14 protein-coding genes are annotated in these 14,520 nt (G+C 68.1%); 4 read left to right on the top strand and 10 right to left on the bottom strand.

The genetic code is table 11. The features are described 5' to 3' along the window. Positions 1 to 15 precede the first annotated feature (15 nt). The 9 genes from tssG to ACBY01_RS04545 form a co-directional block, all read right to left on the bottom strand. Complete coding sequence (gene tssG / locus ACBY01_RS04585) at positions 16 to 1,032, bottom strand: type VI secretion system baseplate subunit TssG (protein ID WP_416459590.1); 1,017 nt, start codon at positions 1,030 to 1,032, stop codon at positions 16 to 18. Next, a complete protein-coding gene (gene tssF, locus ACBY01_RS04580; RefSeq protein WP_416459589.1) occupies positions 996 to 2,873 on the bottom strand; it encodes a type VI secretion system baseplate subunit TssF in 1,878 nt (625 codons plus the stop codon). Before tssF ends, tssG begins: the two co-directional genes overlap by 37 nt. 2 nt (positions 2,874 to 2,875) lie before the next feature. Continuing rightward, positions 2,876 to 3,409: a type VI secretion system baseplate subunit TssE gene (gene tssE, locus ACBY01_RS04575; RefSeq protein ID WP_416459588.1), complete on the bottom strand. Its 534-nt coding sequence runs from the start codon at positions 3,407 to 3,409 to the stop codon at positions 2,876 to 2,878. A 7-nt stretch (positions 3,410 to 3,416) separates the two neighbouring features. Next, a complete protein-coding gene (locus tag ACBY01_RS04570; protein ID WP_416459587.1) occupies positions 3,417 to 4,187 on the bottom strand; it encodes a type VI secretion system accessory protein TagJ in 771 nt (256 codons plus the stop codon). A 32-nt stretch (positions 4,188 to 4,219) separates the two neighbouring features. Continuing rightward, entirely contained in the window at positions 4,220 to 4,714 is a 495-nt protein-coding gene (locus ACBY01_RS04565) for an Hcp family type VI secretion system effector (RefSeq protein WP_416459586.1), read from the bottom strand. A gap of 42 nt (positions 4,715 to 4,756) precedes the next feature. Beyond that, positions 4,757 to 6,250 carry a type VI secretion system contractile sheath large subunit gene (gene tssC / locus ACBY01_RS04560; protein ID WP_416459585.1) on the bottom strand — a complete coding sequence of 498 codons (1,494 nt, stop codon included), beginning with the start codon at positions 6,248 to 6,250 and terminating at the stop codon, positions 4,757 to 4,759. A gap of 26 nt (positions 6,251 to 6,276) precedes the next feature. Further along, positions 6,277 to 6,807 (bottom strand): type VI secretion system contractile sheath small subunit, encoded by a 531-nt coding sequence (gene tssB / locus ACBY01_RS04555; protein ID WP_416459584.1) that lies wholly within the window; start codon positions 6,805 to 6,807, stop codon positions 6,277 to 6,279. 75 nt (positions 6,808 to 6,882) lie between these two features. Then, the gene (locus tag ACBY01_RS04550) at positions 6,883 to 7,869 is read right to left on the bottom strand and encodes a type VI secretion system protein TssA (protein WP_416459583.1); all 987 of its coding nucleotides are present in this window, start codon (positions 7,867 to 7,869) and stop codon (positions 6,883 to 6,885) included. Between the two features lie 27 nt (positions 7,870 to 7,896). Further along, the gene (locus ACBY01_RS04545; protein ID WP_416459582.1) at positions 7,897 to 8,604 is read right to left on the bottom strand and encodes an OmpA family protein; all 708 of its coding nucleotides are present in this window, start codon (positions 8,602 to 8,604) and stop codon (positions 7,897 to 7,899) included. Positions 8,605 to 8,815: 211 nt separating this feature from the next. On the opposite strand from ACBY01_RS04545, the gene ACBY01_RS04540 reads away from it, so the two are divergent. The 4 genes from ACBY01_RS04540 (at position 8,816) to ACBY01_RS04525 (ending at position 13,399) form a co-directional block, all read left to right on the top strand. Then, positions 8,816 to 10,846: a type VI secretion system Vgr family protein gene (locus ACBY01_RS04540; RefSeq protein WP_416459581.1), complete on the top strand. Its 2,031-nt coding sequence runs from the start codon at positions 8,816 to 8,818 to the stop codon at positions 10,844 to 10,846. 63 nt (positions 10,847 to 10,909) lie between these two features. Beyond that, complete coding sequence (tagH, locus tag ACBY01_RS04535) at positions 10,910 to 12,451, top strand: type VI secretion system-associated FHA domain protein TagH (protein ID WP_416459580.1); 1,542 nt, start codon at positions 10,910 to 10,912, stop codon at positions 12,449 to 12,451. 169 nt (positions 12,452 to 12,620) lie between these two features. After that, entirely contained in the window at positions 12,621 to 12,962 is a 342-nt protein-coding gene (locus ACBY01_RS04530) for a hypothetical protein (RefSeq protein ID WP_416459579.1), read from the top strand. Continuing rightward, on the top strand, positions 12,959 to 13,399 hold the full coding sequence (locus tag ACBY01_RS04525; protein ID WP_416459578.1) for a hypothetical protein: 441 nt from the start codon (positions 12,959 to 12,961) through the stop codon (positions 13,397 to 13,399). Before ACBY01_RS04530 ends, ACBY01_RS04525 begins: the two co-directional genes overlap by 4 nt. 167 nt (positions 13,400 to 13,566) lie before the next feature. Here the strand turns inward: ACBY01_RS04525 and ACBY01_RS04520 are convergent, their stop codons facing one another. After that, complete coding sequence (locus tag ACBY01_RS04520; RefSeq protein WP_416459577.1) at positions 13,567 to 14,373, bottom strand: hypothetical protein; 807 nt, start codon at positions 14,371 to 14,373, stop codon at positions 13,567 to 13,569. Positions 14,374 to 14,520: the final 147 nt, after the last annotated feature.

The raw sequence follows: 14,520 nt of genomic DNA, 5'->3' as shown, positions 1-14,520 counted from the left end.
CTCCTTCCTGGTTGCTTACCTCTGCCCCGACTTTGGGCTCCGCCGCAGATGCGCGTCGCGGCGGACGCTGCCCCCGCCGCCGCCGACCCAGCCGCTCCAGCCGAGCCGGGTTCGCCCGTCGAGCCGAGCGGCCGGCGCGTCGGCGCCGTCGATCTCCAGCTCGACATCCCACTCGAGGTGGCTCGGCGCGAAGGCGTCGAGCGCCTCCCCCAGCACGCGGAAGCGCGCGCCGGACGGGAGCAGCGATTCATATTCCTGGCGCGTGCGCGGGCGGATCACGACGCGGAACGCGTCCGACGCGACGCTCGCGCGAGTCCCAAGCATCGCCTCGTCGCCCAGCTGCGCGAACTGGCGGCCGAGCCGCGTACGGTCGTCGGGCTCGATCTCGCGCCAACGCGGCTGAAACTCGCGGATCCGCACCGGCTGGCCGAGCAGGTGGGTGAGCGCGTCCTCGATCGCACCGGCACTGCGGCGCGAGGCGAACAGCGCGGCATAGTGGATGCGGCCGAAGGCGGGAAAGGCGGCACGGTTGCCGACGCCCTCCGTGGCGCCGGTCAGCTGCGCCAGCTGCCCGGCGAAGCGATCGTCGTCGGGGCGATCGGCCTGGCTGGTCGGCTGCGAATCGCTCCACACCCGCACGAAGAACTGGAGCATCCGCCCGGCGAGCAGGTCGAGCCAGCGCCCGAACGGACGCTGCCGGGCATAGCGCCGCTCGAACGCGGCGAACTCGGTCATGTGGAGCGGCAGCGGCCCCATCGGCCCGGTCAGCCCGAGCCAATGCCCGCCGACCCGGGCACGCCCCGCCTTCACCTCGACTTCGGCGAGGGTGGAGTCCGGGAAGGACAGGCTCGGCACCTGCGCGAGATCGGCGACGCTTTGCGAAGGGCGGCGGGCGCGGCCGATCCGCGGCAGGTGCGGCGCACGCGCCTCCGCACCGCGCGCGATCGGGAACAAGCCGAAGCGCTTGGTCTCGGCCGCCGCGTCGGCGAGGAAGCTCAGATGGTCGGACGTCGGCCGATTCTCAGCGGCCATCGCCGGAACTCCCCTTCGTTCGCGCTGCGGAAATGCGTCTCGGTGAAGCTGTTGATGCTCGCGAACTCCGCCAGGAACCGCTCGAGCACCGCCGAGAACAGGAACATCCGCCCCTTGTCGAACGCGGCATCGTCGAGCGCGACGCGAATACGGTGCCCGCGCGCGATCGACATGCGGTTCATGCCGGGCACCCGCCGGGCGATGCGCTCGGACTGGATCGCCAGCACCCCGTCGACCTGCCGGCGCGACGCGGCGTCCTCCTGCCGGCCGTAGAGCGCGAGATGGTCGCGCAGCACCGCCGGGTCGCTGCCCTCCTCGGGCGCGAGGGTGGTGTAGTTCGGGGTGAGATGGCCGATCACCCGCCACGCCGCGTCGCCCAGCCCCAGCGGCGGCTGCGGACGGGTCGGCGCGCGCAGCACCGTCACCGCCCGCGCCGGCACGCCCGAGACGGTGAAGTGTCGGTCGCCGCGGAAGGTCAGCAGCTCGGGCAGCTCGCGGTTGGTGACCAGCGCGCGCACCGCAAGCTCGTCGATCCCGTCGAGCCGGCTCGCGTCCCCGGGCGAGGTCAGGCTGATCCAGGTCTCTGTACCGGTGTATTCGCTCCGCCGCCGCAAGCGCTGCTCGCGCGTCGACAGCCGGCGCGGGCGCAACTGCGTCGTGTAGAACAGCGCCTCGTTCCAATCGTAGAGCAGGGCGCCGGGCGCATAGAGCGGCGCGACGCTGCGCCCATCGACCGTGTTGGCGGCATAGGCCTGGACGTCGAGCAGACGGAACACCTCGAAGTCGAGCGGCCGCGCACGATCGGGAACGACGTGATGCTCGTGCTCGAACCGCGATACGCGCACGCGGCCGAGCTGCTTTTCGAACAGGTTGATCGCCGGCGTGGCGAACAGCCGGAAGTTGGCGGGCTCCAGCGCATTGTGCAGCGCGGGTGCCGAGCGCGAGAACAGCAGCACCACGTCGCATGCCCCGTCGCTCGCGCGAAACGCGCGGTCGAGCCCCTGGAGATCGACGAACAGGAAGCGTTCGGGGCAGGCGAAATACTCGCTCAGCAGGCGATAGCCGCGGAACGAGCGGAGCTCGGCGGGAAGCAGCGCCTCGTCGTCCTCAAACCCGACCTGTCCGGGCTCCGGCAGCCGCAGCCAGCCCTCTGGCCCCGCCGCCGCCTCGGCCGAGCGCGCGATCACCGCCTGGGTCTCGCCGACGATCTGGCGATAGAGTTCGGCCGGCACCGCCTCAGACCCGGCGAGGTAGATCGGCAGCCGCTTGGGGAGCACCTGCGCCAGCGGCACGCCCGCGGTCGCCTCGAACCGAAGCCGCAGCCCGGCCTCGGCACGCACGTCGGCGGCCGCGGCGAACGGCGCGACGGCGGCGCGGCTCGGCAGATACTCCGCCTGGGTGATGCGCAGCGGCCAGAGGGTCACGTCATGGCCGGTGCGGAATTCGACCGGCACCCCGCCCTGCTCGCCCGCGACCGCCACCAGCGGCGTGTTGCGCGCGACCGAGTGCCCCTTGATGAGCACGGGATCGCCGTCCTTGGGCTCGAAGCCGACGACGCACATCGACGGCGTGGGCGCCAGATAGTGTGGCTGGATCGCGTGGAGCAGATGCTGGGTGAATTCGGGATACTGGTCCGCGATCTTGAGCTGGACGCGCGCGCCCAGGAAGGCGACACCCTCCAGCAGGCGTTCGACATAGGGATCGGGATCGGTCGGCGTTTTGAGCCCCAGCCGGCCGGCGACCGCCTCATGCTCCTCGCCGAACGCGCGCGCCTCCTCGCGCAGATAGGCGAGTTCGTCGTTGTAGAAGCGCAGCAGCCGCGGATCGAGCCCGGTACTCATCGCTATTCGCGCACGGTGACCGACGCGGTCTCCGCCTCCACCTCGGTCCGGAACTTGACGGGCATGACCTGCGCGGCGGCGCTGATGTCGCCCTGGATCAGATAGGTCAGCGAATGCGGATCGCTCGGATCCTCCACCGGGTCGACGGTGAGCCCTTCCTTCGCCAGCCGCGGCTCGAACAGGCGGATCGCCCGACGGATTTCGCGCGCCCGCGCCAGCACCGCGCGCCGGTCGAGCGTGCGGCCGGCAAGATCGGTCAGCCCGAAGTTGAGCACCGACTCGCGGACGTGGGGATAGGCCTCGAGATCGACCAGCGATTCCAGATTGGTGGTGTTGAACAGCCAAGCAAGATCGCGGCGGATGGTGGCGCGCAGCGCGGTTTCGTTGAACCGCTCCAGCTTGGGCACCGAATAGTAGCGGAACTTCTCGCGGCTGACGGTCGGCAGGTCCTCGCCGCTGTCGCGCATGCCCGAGATGTCGAGGTCGGCGACGAGCTTGTCGTAGAGCGTCGGCGTCAGCCGCTGTTGGACCGCCACGGACGCGTCAGCGCAGTTCGAGCGAACGGATCGACAGCAGTCCGTGATCCTCGCCGTCGGAGGTCGACCACAGCCGCTGCCCGATGCCGCGGCCTTCGTCGGTCCAGCCGGTCGCACGCGCGAACCGCTCCGGCCCCTGCTCGGGGATGCCGGGGTAGCGGACCGGCAGCAGCGCGGCGACGCGCGGACCCGCCTTCAGCGTGATCTCGACCGGATACCAGACGAGGTCGCGCAGGTCGCGCGGTCCCTCGCTCGTGAGTTTCGCGATCGCGTCGAACGGCAGCAGGCCGTAGCGGCCACCCAGCACCGCCTCGATCGTCGGGCCGAAGCGCGGATCGGCGTCGGCGATCCAGTCGAAGTCCGTGCCGTCCAGCGTGCCGGGCGTATCCGGCGCCGCAGCGAACGCCGCATCGCGGCAGGCCTCGGCCTGCGCGGGATCGCCGCGTGCCTCGAGTTCGATCGCTTCGGCGACACCCTCGGCCCAGGCGGAGCCGCCGTGGATCGCGGCACGCTGGCTGCCGGCAAGCACCGCGGCGCGCTGCTCCTCGGCATCGAGCGCCTGGCCATAGACGACCGAGAGCATCTGCGCTTCGGGAGAAAGTTGGGCGAGTGTCGCCAGCTGCGTCTTCGCCTTGGCCCATTCGCCGGCGACCGCCAGCAACTGGAACAGGAACAGACGCGTGGGCACGTCGCCGGGGTCGCGCCGGGCGACCTCGACCAGTACGCGTCGCGCACCATCGAGATCGCCCGCACGCAGCAGCTCGTCCGCTTCGTTCATGATGGTCCTCAGCGGATCGGCTGCCAGGGTGCTCAGCCCGCCTCGTTCTGGCGGATGTCGTAGTAGGCGGTGACGACGCCGCCGTCCTTGCCACCCTGCGCGTTCTGCGCCTGATAGTCGAAGGTCACCTTGGCGCAGTTGAACGTCACCGACTCCATGATGTTGTCGCCGCCCGAAGCGCCGTTGTTGTGGATGTCGGAGACGATGATGTCCTCGAGCTTGATCTTGTAGTAGGTCAGCGGCGCCGAGCCGTCGCCGGCCTTCTGCGAGTAGATGATCGCTTCCTTGATGTGCTTACCCGAGGCGCAGGCTTTGAACAGCAGCGGCGACGACTTGTCGACTTCCTTCTGGATGCGGATGTCGGAGATCTCGGCCTTGCCCGAGCCACCGCCCGAACCACCGCTGTGGAACGAGCCGTGCTGCACCGCGCCGAAATCGAACGAGATGATGTCGATTTCGCCCTGGTGGTTCTTCTTCGAGGACTCGCCGTTGATGCCCTCAATTTTCAGAAAAAGATCGACTGCCATGTGTCACTCCTGTTGCGATTCGCTTGCTTCCAGTGTGCGGCGTCAGCCCGACGTCTTGGGCAACCGCGAGACCATGCTCAACGCCACGTCCATCCCTTCGAGCTGGTAGTGCGGCACGAACATGAACTTCCCCTTGTAGTAACCCGGGTTCTCCTCGTCGGGGACCACCTCGATCTTGGCGTCCTTCAGAGGCAGGCGGGCCTTGGTCTCTTCGTTCGAAGACGAGGGAGACCCGTCGACATATTGAAGGACCCAATTGTTTAAGTCACGTTGCAATTGTTCCGATTCTCGCGACCCACCAACCCAGTCGCGCACCATGCACTTGAGATAATGCGCAAATCGGCAGCTGGCGAAGATGTACGGCAGCCGCGCCGAAAGATTGGCGTTCGCCGTCGCTTCCTTCTTGTCGTAGGTTGCGGGGCGATGGACGGTCTGCGCGCCGATGAAGGTGGCCTGATCGGTATTCTTGCGATGCACCAGCGCCATCAGCCCCGCGCCCGACAGTTCGGCCTCGCGCCGGTCCGAGATTGCGATCTCGGTCGGGCACTTGTGGTCGACGCCGCCTTCATCGGTCGGGAAGGTCGCGGTCGGCAGTTCCTCGACGGTGCCGCCCGACTCCACGCCGCGGATGCGGGTGGTCCAGCCATAGGTGTTGAACGCCTCGGTGATGCGCGTTCCCATCGCATAGGCCGCGTTCAGCCAAAGATGGTTGTCGTGCTCGCCGGCCGAATCCTCCTCGAAGTCGAACTCCTCGACCGGATCGGTCTTCGCACCGTAGAGCGGACGCCCGAGGAAGCGCGGCAGCGCCAGCGCGAGATAGCGGCTGTCCTCCGACGCTCGGAAGGTGCGCCACGCGCCGTAATCGGTTGCGTCGAACAGCTTGCCCAGATCGCGCGGGTTCGAAAGCTCGGTCCACGAATCCATGCCGAGCAGCGAGGGCGCGGCCGCGGCGATGAACGGCGCATGGCTCGCGGCACCGATGCGCGACAGGCCGCGCATCACCTCGAGATCGGGTGCCGAATGATCGAACTGGTAGTCGCAGACGAAGGCGCCATAGGGCTGGCCGCCGAGCTGACCGAATTCGCTCTCGTAGATCTTCTTGAACAGCGGGCTCTGGTCCCACGCCGCGTCGCGGTACTGGCGGAACATCCGCCGGCACTCTTCCTTGGACATGTTCATCACGCGGATCTTCATGTCCTTCCCCGTCGCCGTATTCATGACGAGGTAGTGGAGCCCGCGCCACGTCGATTCCAGCTTCTGGAATTCTTCGTGGTGGATGATCTGGTTGATCTGCTCGGTGAGCTTGCGGTCGATCGCCGCACGCATCGCGTCGACGGTGGCGAACACGTCGCCGCCGATCACCTGCGCGTTCTGCAGCGCCTGCTGAGCGAGCGTCTGCACCGCCTGCTCGATGCGCGTCTTGCGCTCGTCGGTGGCGGGCTTGAACTCCTTCTGCAGCAGCGCCTGGAAGTCGTCGACCTCCGCTTCGGTCGCCTGCTGGGTATCGCCGGTCTGCCTGAGCGCGTCTTGCGCCATATTCCGCTCCGATCGCTTTGAAGTGTTTAGGCCTGGGTCGGCGAAGTGTCGGACTCGTCGGTCGAAGCGGCGCGCTGCGCCGAGATCGCCTTGAGCAGCGCCGGGTCGTTCAGCACCTTGTCGAGCAGGTCCTGCGCGCCGTGCTTGCCGTCCATGTAGGACAGCAGATCCTCGAGCTGCGTCCGCGCCTCGAGCAGCTTGGCGAGCGGCTCGATCCGCTTGGCGATCTGCCCGGGGGAGAAATCGTCCATCGAATTGAGCGTGAGATCGACCGACAGCTTGCCCTCGCCGGTCAGCGTGTTGTCGACCGCGAAGTCGATGCGCGGGGCGATCGCCTCCATGCGCTGGTCGAAATTGTCCATGTCGAAGTCGACGAACTCGCGCGCTTCCGCCGCCTTCTTGTCCTTCAGGCTCTTGCCCGAGAGATCGGACATCACGCCCATGACGAAGGGAAGCTCCACCTTTTGACGCGCGCCGTAGGTCTCGACCTCATATTCGATATGGACCCGCGGCTTCCGGTTCTCGCGAATGAAACGCTGACCGCTCTTGATCGCCATCTCTCTGCATCCCTTGATACCGTGCACGCTCCGGGCACGAACTTCTTGGAGCGAGCACGCACTTCCTGTCTAGTCCTACATCAAATCCGGGCTGCCGCCATCCTCGGAGCGCGAACGCAGTACCGTCAAGGCTTCGCCGGTGCTGCCCGGCGCGATGTCGTTGAGGATCGACATGAAATCCATGGCGATCCAGGCCTTTACCCGGCCGAGTGCCAGCGGGATCGGGCTCGAAGGTTCGACGCGGCCGTAATATTCGATCACCGCGTCCAGCGCGCGTGCGACATCTTCGCGACTCTCGACCCGCCCGGTCATCGCCCGCGCCCGTCCGTTGGCCACCGGCGCCTCCTCCCCGATCGCCACCGCCGCCCCGTCGTCGCCGACCGGATCGAGATGGACGTGCGGACGCACCGCCTCGGCGATCGCGTCGAGCGCCTCATAGGTGGTCGTGAAATTGGTCCCGGTCTGGCCGACCTTGGCCGCCTCGTCCGACAGCACCGCATCGGCGCGCGCCACCGCCGCGCGGATCCGGCCGATCCGGTCGAGCTGCTCGGCGATCCGCTCGACCGGCGTGTCGGCGACCGCCGCGCGGAACTGGCCATAGCCGTCGGCCGCGGCACCCTCGGCCGCGAAGCGCTCGAAATCGCCGCCGCTGAACAGGCCCAACCGCGGATGCTCGATCAGCGGCACCCGGCGCAGCGGCGCCAGGAACTCGCCGATCCGCACCAGCGACTCGCACGCGCCCTTGCGACCCTCGATGCCATATTCCTCGACGGTGGGATGAGCGCTGCCCCAGAACCCTTCGAGATAGCCCGCGAGCAGCTCGACGCCGTTCTCGATCCGGTCGAGCCTACCCGCCCGCGCCCCCGCCCGCGCCAGATAGACGGCGAGCCACAGGTCGCGCGTTTCCGCCGCCTGCGCGACGATGCGATCGATCGTGCGATCCCACTCGACCTCGTCGGGCGGCGTGTCGAACGCCTGCTCGATGACCTGGCGATCGCCGTCGTACGACAGGTCCGGCCCCGCCGGCGCGTCAAGCGAGACCGGGGCGAGAAGCGCCTGCATGTCCACGTCCGTTCCTCCGGCCGCGGATCAGGGAAGCAGCTCTGCCTCGACGCGGCGATTGGTCGGATCCGCCGCGTCATGCCCGGCGAGCGGCTTCGACGATCCGAAGCCCCGCGCCTGCAGCCGGCTCGGCTCGACACCCTGCGCGATCAGGAAGGACGCGACCCGCTGCGCGCGCCGCTGCGACAGCGGGACGTTGACGCCGCTGCCGCCGCGCTCGTCGGTATGGCCCTCGATCAGGAAGCGCTTGCTGCGCAGTTCCGGCATGAGCAGCGACTGGGCGAACACCGTCGCCGCCTGGCGACCGACTGCCGTCAGGCGATCCGAGTTGAGCTCGAACCCGATCATCAGGTCGGCGCGCGGGCGCGTCCCGGCCGGCAGCGCCGCCGCGCGACCTGCCACCGCCCGCGGTGCGACCGGCGTATAGCCGCTGCGACGTCCGTGCGTCGGCGACGACGCCGCACTACTCCGCGACCGGGCACGCGCGGCAGGCGCGACCGCCTTGGGGGTCGCCGTGTCCTTGCCACCACCCGAGCGCGCCAGCGTGAACCCCTTGGTCGGCGGCGCGTCGCGCGTGGCGGCCTCCCCTTCGGGCGCGTCGCACTTCCCCGCGAACGTGCACAGATAGCCCTCGACGCTCGGCTGCGTCGACGTCGTCTGCCCGGCATTCGCCTGTCCTGCGGCGCCCGCACCCGCGCCGAGTGCCAAGACGGCCACTGCGATCCGCAACGTCATGGTAACTATCCCACCTGTTTCTCGACCCTTGATGCAAGACTATGGCATGCATTCGAGCCGATCAACCGATAACAACAGTTGAGCCGCACGACTTTGCTTCCTTGGCCGCGCCAGGCATTGTCGCGGGCGAAGAGTGTCGATAGACCATCGGACGATGGGCAACAGGGTCGTGCGGGCGGGCGTAAGCTGTCGCGCATGCGGGAGTTAGTCGGTGGCGGATGCAGGTGAACGGCTCACGCAGATGTCGATCGACGTCGGCGACGAGCAGGTCGTACTGGAACGCATTGAAAGCCAGGAGAAACTTGGCCGCCCCTATGTCCTCCACGCGACCATCATCTCGCCGCTGGAACTCGACCTCCAGCCGCATCTCGGCAAGCCGGTCGCGCTCGCGGTGCTGGAGGACGGCGAGCTCTTGCGCCGCTTCCACGGGCTGCTGACCGCCGGCGAGTACACCAAGGAGAGCCCCGCCGGGCATCACTATCGCCTCACCATCCAGCCCTGGACCTATTATCTCGCGCAGAATCGCCAGATGGCGATTTTCCAGGACAAGACCGCGGTCGAGATCATCAAGCAGGTGTTCGAGGACGCCGGCGTCCAGGACGTCGACTACACCCGACTGGTGCGGTCGCGGGTGACGCGCGGCTACACCGTCCAGTACCGCGAGAGCGACTTCGACTTCGCCTCGCGGCTGATGGAGGAGGAGGGAATCTATTACTTCTTCCGCCACGACGCCGACCGCCACGTCATGGTGCTGTGCGAGGGGCCGGCGTCGCACCAGCCGGGGACGATTGCGAAGCTCCGCTACAACGCCAATGCCGTGTCGGTGTTCAGCACCAATTCGAAGAGCCGCTTCGACCGGCAGCAGGAATATCTGCAGAGCTGGACCGAGCGCGTATCCTCGACCGGGCAGGCGCGGGTCACGGTGCGCGACTACGACTTCGAGTCGCCCGACCAGCCGCTCGCCAGCGAAAGCGTCGGCGAGGGATCGCACGCCCGCGACGATCGCGAGATCTTCGTCTACCCCGGCCGCTACACGCGCGAGAAGACCGGGCGCGGCGATCAGGAACAGACCGGTCGCGAACGCGGCGAGACGCTGCTCGCCGCGCAGCGCGCCAACCGCCGCGTGTTCACCGGCCAGTCGCAGGCGGCCGGCATCACCACCGGCTATCGCCTCGACGTGGCGGAGCACCCCGCCGGGAGGATGAACGGCAGCTATCTGGTCACCGCCGCCTTCCACTCGATCGCCTCGGAAAGCTATCGCTCGGGCGCGCAGGAGGACGAGGAACCGTTCAACGTCCGGTTCGAGGCGATCCCCGCCGACACCGCCTTCCAGTCGCAGCCGGAGACGCCGCGGCCGCGGGTGCAGGGGCTGGAGACCGCCACCGTCACCGGACCGCCGGGCGAGACGATCTACACCGACGAATACGGCCGGGTGAAGGTGCGCTTCCCGTGGGACCGAGCCAGCACCCCGGGCGAACGCTCGACCTGCTGGATCCGCGTGTCGCAGACCGGCGGGCTCGGCAACGTCATCCTGCCACGCGTCGGGCACGAGGTGCTGGTAGACTTCCTCGACGGCGACCCCGATCGCCCGCTCGTCGTCGGCCGCGTGTTCAACCGCGCGCATATGCCGGTCTACGATCTGCCCGCCAACAAGACGCGCGCGGTGTGGCGCACGCTGACCTATGGCGAGTCGGGCGAGTATCCGAATGCCGAGCCGCTCGACAGCGGCCAGAACCGCACCTCGAACGAGATCCGCTTCGAGGACAAGGGCGGCCAGGAAGAACTGTTCATCCACGCCGAGCGCGACATGAACAACCGCGTTCGCTTCGACCACACGCACCATGTCGGCCGCAACCAGGACCGCCGTGTCGGCTGGGATCGCAGCACCCGCATCGGCGGCAACGATACCAAGCGGATCGTCGGGTTCCGCAAGCAGCGCGTCGAGAAGACCGACCGTCTGCTGGTAGACGGCGTCCTGTCGATCGAAAGCAAGCAAGCGATCACGATCCGCGTCAAGGATTCGCAGATCACGATCGGGCCGCAGGGGATCGTCATCCAGTCGCCCAATGTGCAGGTGCAGGCCAACGAGCAGGCGATCGTCAACGCCGGAAAGAGCACACTCGTGAACGGCGGCTCCGATCTCGTCCTCAACGGCGGCACGACCAACATCAACCCGGAGGGGCTTGCGGGCGACGCGTTCGGCAAACCGGGAGACCTCGGTGCGGCGGCCGGGGACGAGTGATCGGGCGCCGGTGCCGTCGCCACTGCGCTTGCACGCCGGGCGCCGATCGCTGATGCCGGCGCGATGACCCTCACCCTCTTCATCCGCAGCGGCCCCGCATCCGCCGCCGCCGTGCCAGAGCTCGTACTCGACAGCCGCGGCGGCGTGGTCGGGCGCGCATCGAGCTGCGACTGGTCGCTCGCCGACCCCACCCGCCACGTCTCGTCCCGTCATTTCGAGATCCGCTACGACGGCCGCGACTATCTGCTCGTCGATTGCAGCACCAACGGCACCTTTCTCAGCCGGACCGGCGAGCGCCTGTCCGCCCCGCACCGTATCGTCGACGGCGACGCCTTCACGGTGGGGCCGTTCACCCTCGCCGCGCGGCTGAGCGCGGCGAGCGCGCCGCCGGCGTGGCGCGGCTGGGACGCGGGACGCGAGGCGACCTCCGCTCCGACGAACGCACCCTCGGGGGACGGCTGGGACGCCCCGACACCCGTTCCCGCCCCCTCCGGCGGCTGGGACAGCCCGGCTCCCGCGCCGACTCCATCGGGTGGCTGGGACACGCCGGCCGTTTCCTCCGGCGGCTGGGACGCACCGCCCTCGGTCGCGCCGGGTACAAGCGACGGCGGATGGCAGCCGCAGATCGGGCCGTCACTGGCGAGAGCCGAGCCGCATCGTGCGGCGGGGCAATGGGCAGAGGCGCTCCCGCCGCGCGGGGCGCCTGCGGACGGCAATGCCGGCTGGGCACCCCGCCCAACGGCACCCGCAGCACCGGTCGCCTCGGCGTGGGACACGGCGACGCCGGCCCCTGATCCCGCCTCCGGCTGGTCGAGCGCGGCGCCCGACCGGCCGCCGGCGCCGGCGCCGACGCCGGACGACCTGTGGGGCCGGATCGCGGAGGGCAACGTCGTCGACTGGGCACGCGGCGGCTTCGGTCAGCCGATCGAACCCAGGCGCGACCCGCTGGGGCTGGAGCCGGCAGCGCCGCCCGCCCCGCCCGCGCCACCACCTTCTCCGCGCGCCGCTCCCCCCGCGGCCGCACCTGCCCCGAGCGGCCGCGAGGATGCGTTCCTGAACGCGCTCGGCATCGACGCGTCGCGGCTGGGGGAGGATGCGGACGCCCGCGCGGCGCTGCTGTTCCGCCGCCTCGTCTCCGGACTGGTGGTGATGCTTGAGGCGCGTGCGCGCGCCAAGGCGCAGCTCGGCGCCGAGGCGACCGCGTTCAGCCCGGACGGACACAATCCGCTCAAATTCGCGCGTACTCCCGACGAGGCACTGGCGATGCTGCTCGGTCCCCCGCAGCCCGGCTTCATGCCCCCCGATCGCGCGGTCGAGGATGCGTTCAAGGACCTCCAGACCCATCAGGTCGCGACGCTGCGGGCGATGCAGGGGGCACTACGCACCACGCTCGAACGCTTCTCCCCCACCGCGATCCGCGCGCGTGCCGGCAACAGCGGCGTGCTCGAACGCATCGTCCCCGCCGCGCGCGACGCCGCGCTATGGCAGGCATACGAGCGCGAGTTCGGCGGTGTGGCGCAAGGCTCCGACGAAGCCTTCCTCGACATGTTCGCGAAGGAATTCCGCGAGGCGTACAATGGCCGAGCGCCTGACCGCCGCCCCTGATCCGGTTAACAGGAGGCCCGCCGAGCAAGCCGACGCGAAGTCGCAATGGATATGCGGCGGCCCGGGCGCTGAGTCGACAAGATCATGACCGTCTATAGCGCTCCCGCCGAACCGGAGGTGCCGATCGCCCTCAACGTCTTTATCGGTAAACCCGTCATGCAGCGCGCCCATGTTCATGAAAATGGGGCATCTGCTCGGCCTGGGCCATGTTGACGTCGGAAAACCGCATTACCCGCCTTCTGGCGATACGAACGCCAGCGACTGCTACGGGATCACCGACGTGGACATGAACAGCGTGATGGGCGCAGGAATGCGGCTGGACCTCATCCATGCGGAGCCGTGGCTCGCCACGATGCGCGCCTTCGCAAAGGCGGAAGCGAAATCACCATTATACGCGCCGCACCCAAAGTTCGTGAAACCGTTCCGCGTATCGAAGCAGCGACTTTATCCACGAACTACCGCAGAGCTCGAAGCGGGAACCGTGCTGACAGAAGTGCTTCCTGGGAGATGACCGCGATGCGCAGCGCCAACTCGAACGCGCTCCTTGCGATGCTGGCTGCGCTTGCGCTCTTTGGATGTTCCGGGTCGGACGCGACGGCCACCGATCGGCGGGAGACTCCCGAAGCGACCGGCCCGACGAGCGGGAGAGCCCCCTTCCCCACGCTGGGGCAGCAAACGAAAGGATCTAGCGTGGAGACTTCGATGCAATGCGGCAGCAGCGAACTCGAGCGCGCCTCCTGCATGATCCAACTCATCCTGGCAGACCTGAAGGCGAACTATCGCGCTACCGGCGGGGGCGGCATCACCAGCATCAAGGCTGGGGTTGGGATGTCCTATTCCGTCGCCCTTCCCCACGAAGAGCGCTCGGATATCTTCACGTACGAGTTCGAGGAGCAAGGGGGCAAGATCGCGATCAAGAGCAAGAAAGATTCTACCGAGAGCTACTGATCTCGCGGCTTCCCATCCGGCGCCCGACGCGAAGCGCAACGATCTTCGTGGAAACGTTGTGCGCGAAACCGCCGAGCCGTAACCGTCCTGCGAAAAGCGGGCATCGTTCTCGCGCGGCCATTTAATACCGATCTAGCGCGATCCTAAAGGCATGATGCGACCGTGCGCTACTTGGACCGGAGAACGCGACGTGGATCGCTGCCGACGGCACGATTTCGACTTGGTTGCCGTGCAACACTCGCGTGCGCCGCCGCCAAGGCGTCGAGCAGCCGCGCACTCGCCCCCTCATGCCGCAGAGTCGCGGCCGGGATGAGCACCGGCTCCGAACAGGCTTGATTGGCGTGATTGAGATCGAATTGGACCACCAGTCCGTTCTGGCGCGCGTCGAGCCAGGCGAACATCGGCACGGGCGCCGCATCGTCGGGGCCCGCCACCTGGTCGCGGCAATTCTCATCGTTCGCCGTATCGTTGGCACCGTGCGCGTACCCTGCAAGGTAAAGCGCAAACAGTCGGGCGGAGGTCAGCGTCACCACCTCCACGCCGCCGCTCCTCTCGGCGAGGCCAAGCTCGCCGGTGAGGTGCCGGGGCAACAGAACGGTCCAATCTACTGGCGCACCACTTCGCAGGTCGTAGACGATAGCGCTGTGCGAAGTGCTCGGATGCGCACCGCCGCAGTCGACTTCGTCGGTAATGAGATAGCTGACGAATTCGGGCCCGTGCATGGGCGCGTCGATCTGGCGCTTCCAACTGGTCGGATTATCGCCGGGCGCGCCCATGCACTCGCGCATCGCCGTCCGTAGTCGAGAATCAAGCCGATCGAGTGCACGGTTGATGCGTTGTTGCGGCCCGACCGTCGGCGCGGCGATACGCGGGTACGCGTCTATTTCGGGTCGGATCCGCGCCGGCCTCGTCAAAGCAATCGACTGAGCCGCAACTGCCGTGGCGAGGATGGTGGCAAGCGATGTGGAGGGCATAGCCGATACTACCGCTTGCCTTAATGTGCGCCAGCAGGTTTGATGTGCCGCCTCCCCGTTTAGCGGTCGAACGATCAGTTTTCGCCCGCGGCGGATTGCGCGGTTCGAACATAAGCCGAATATCGAGAGAACCTCCCCAACCCGGGG

The organism is Sphingomonas mangrovi (assembly GCF_047975845.1).
Lineage (GTDB): Bacteria > Pseudomonadota > Alphaproteobacteria > Sphingomonadales > Sphingomonadaceae > Sphingomonas.
This window is presented reverse-complemented; position numbering and strand designations above follow the sequence as displayed.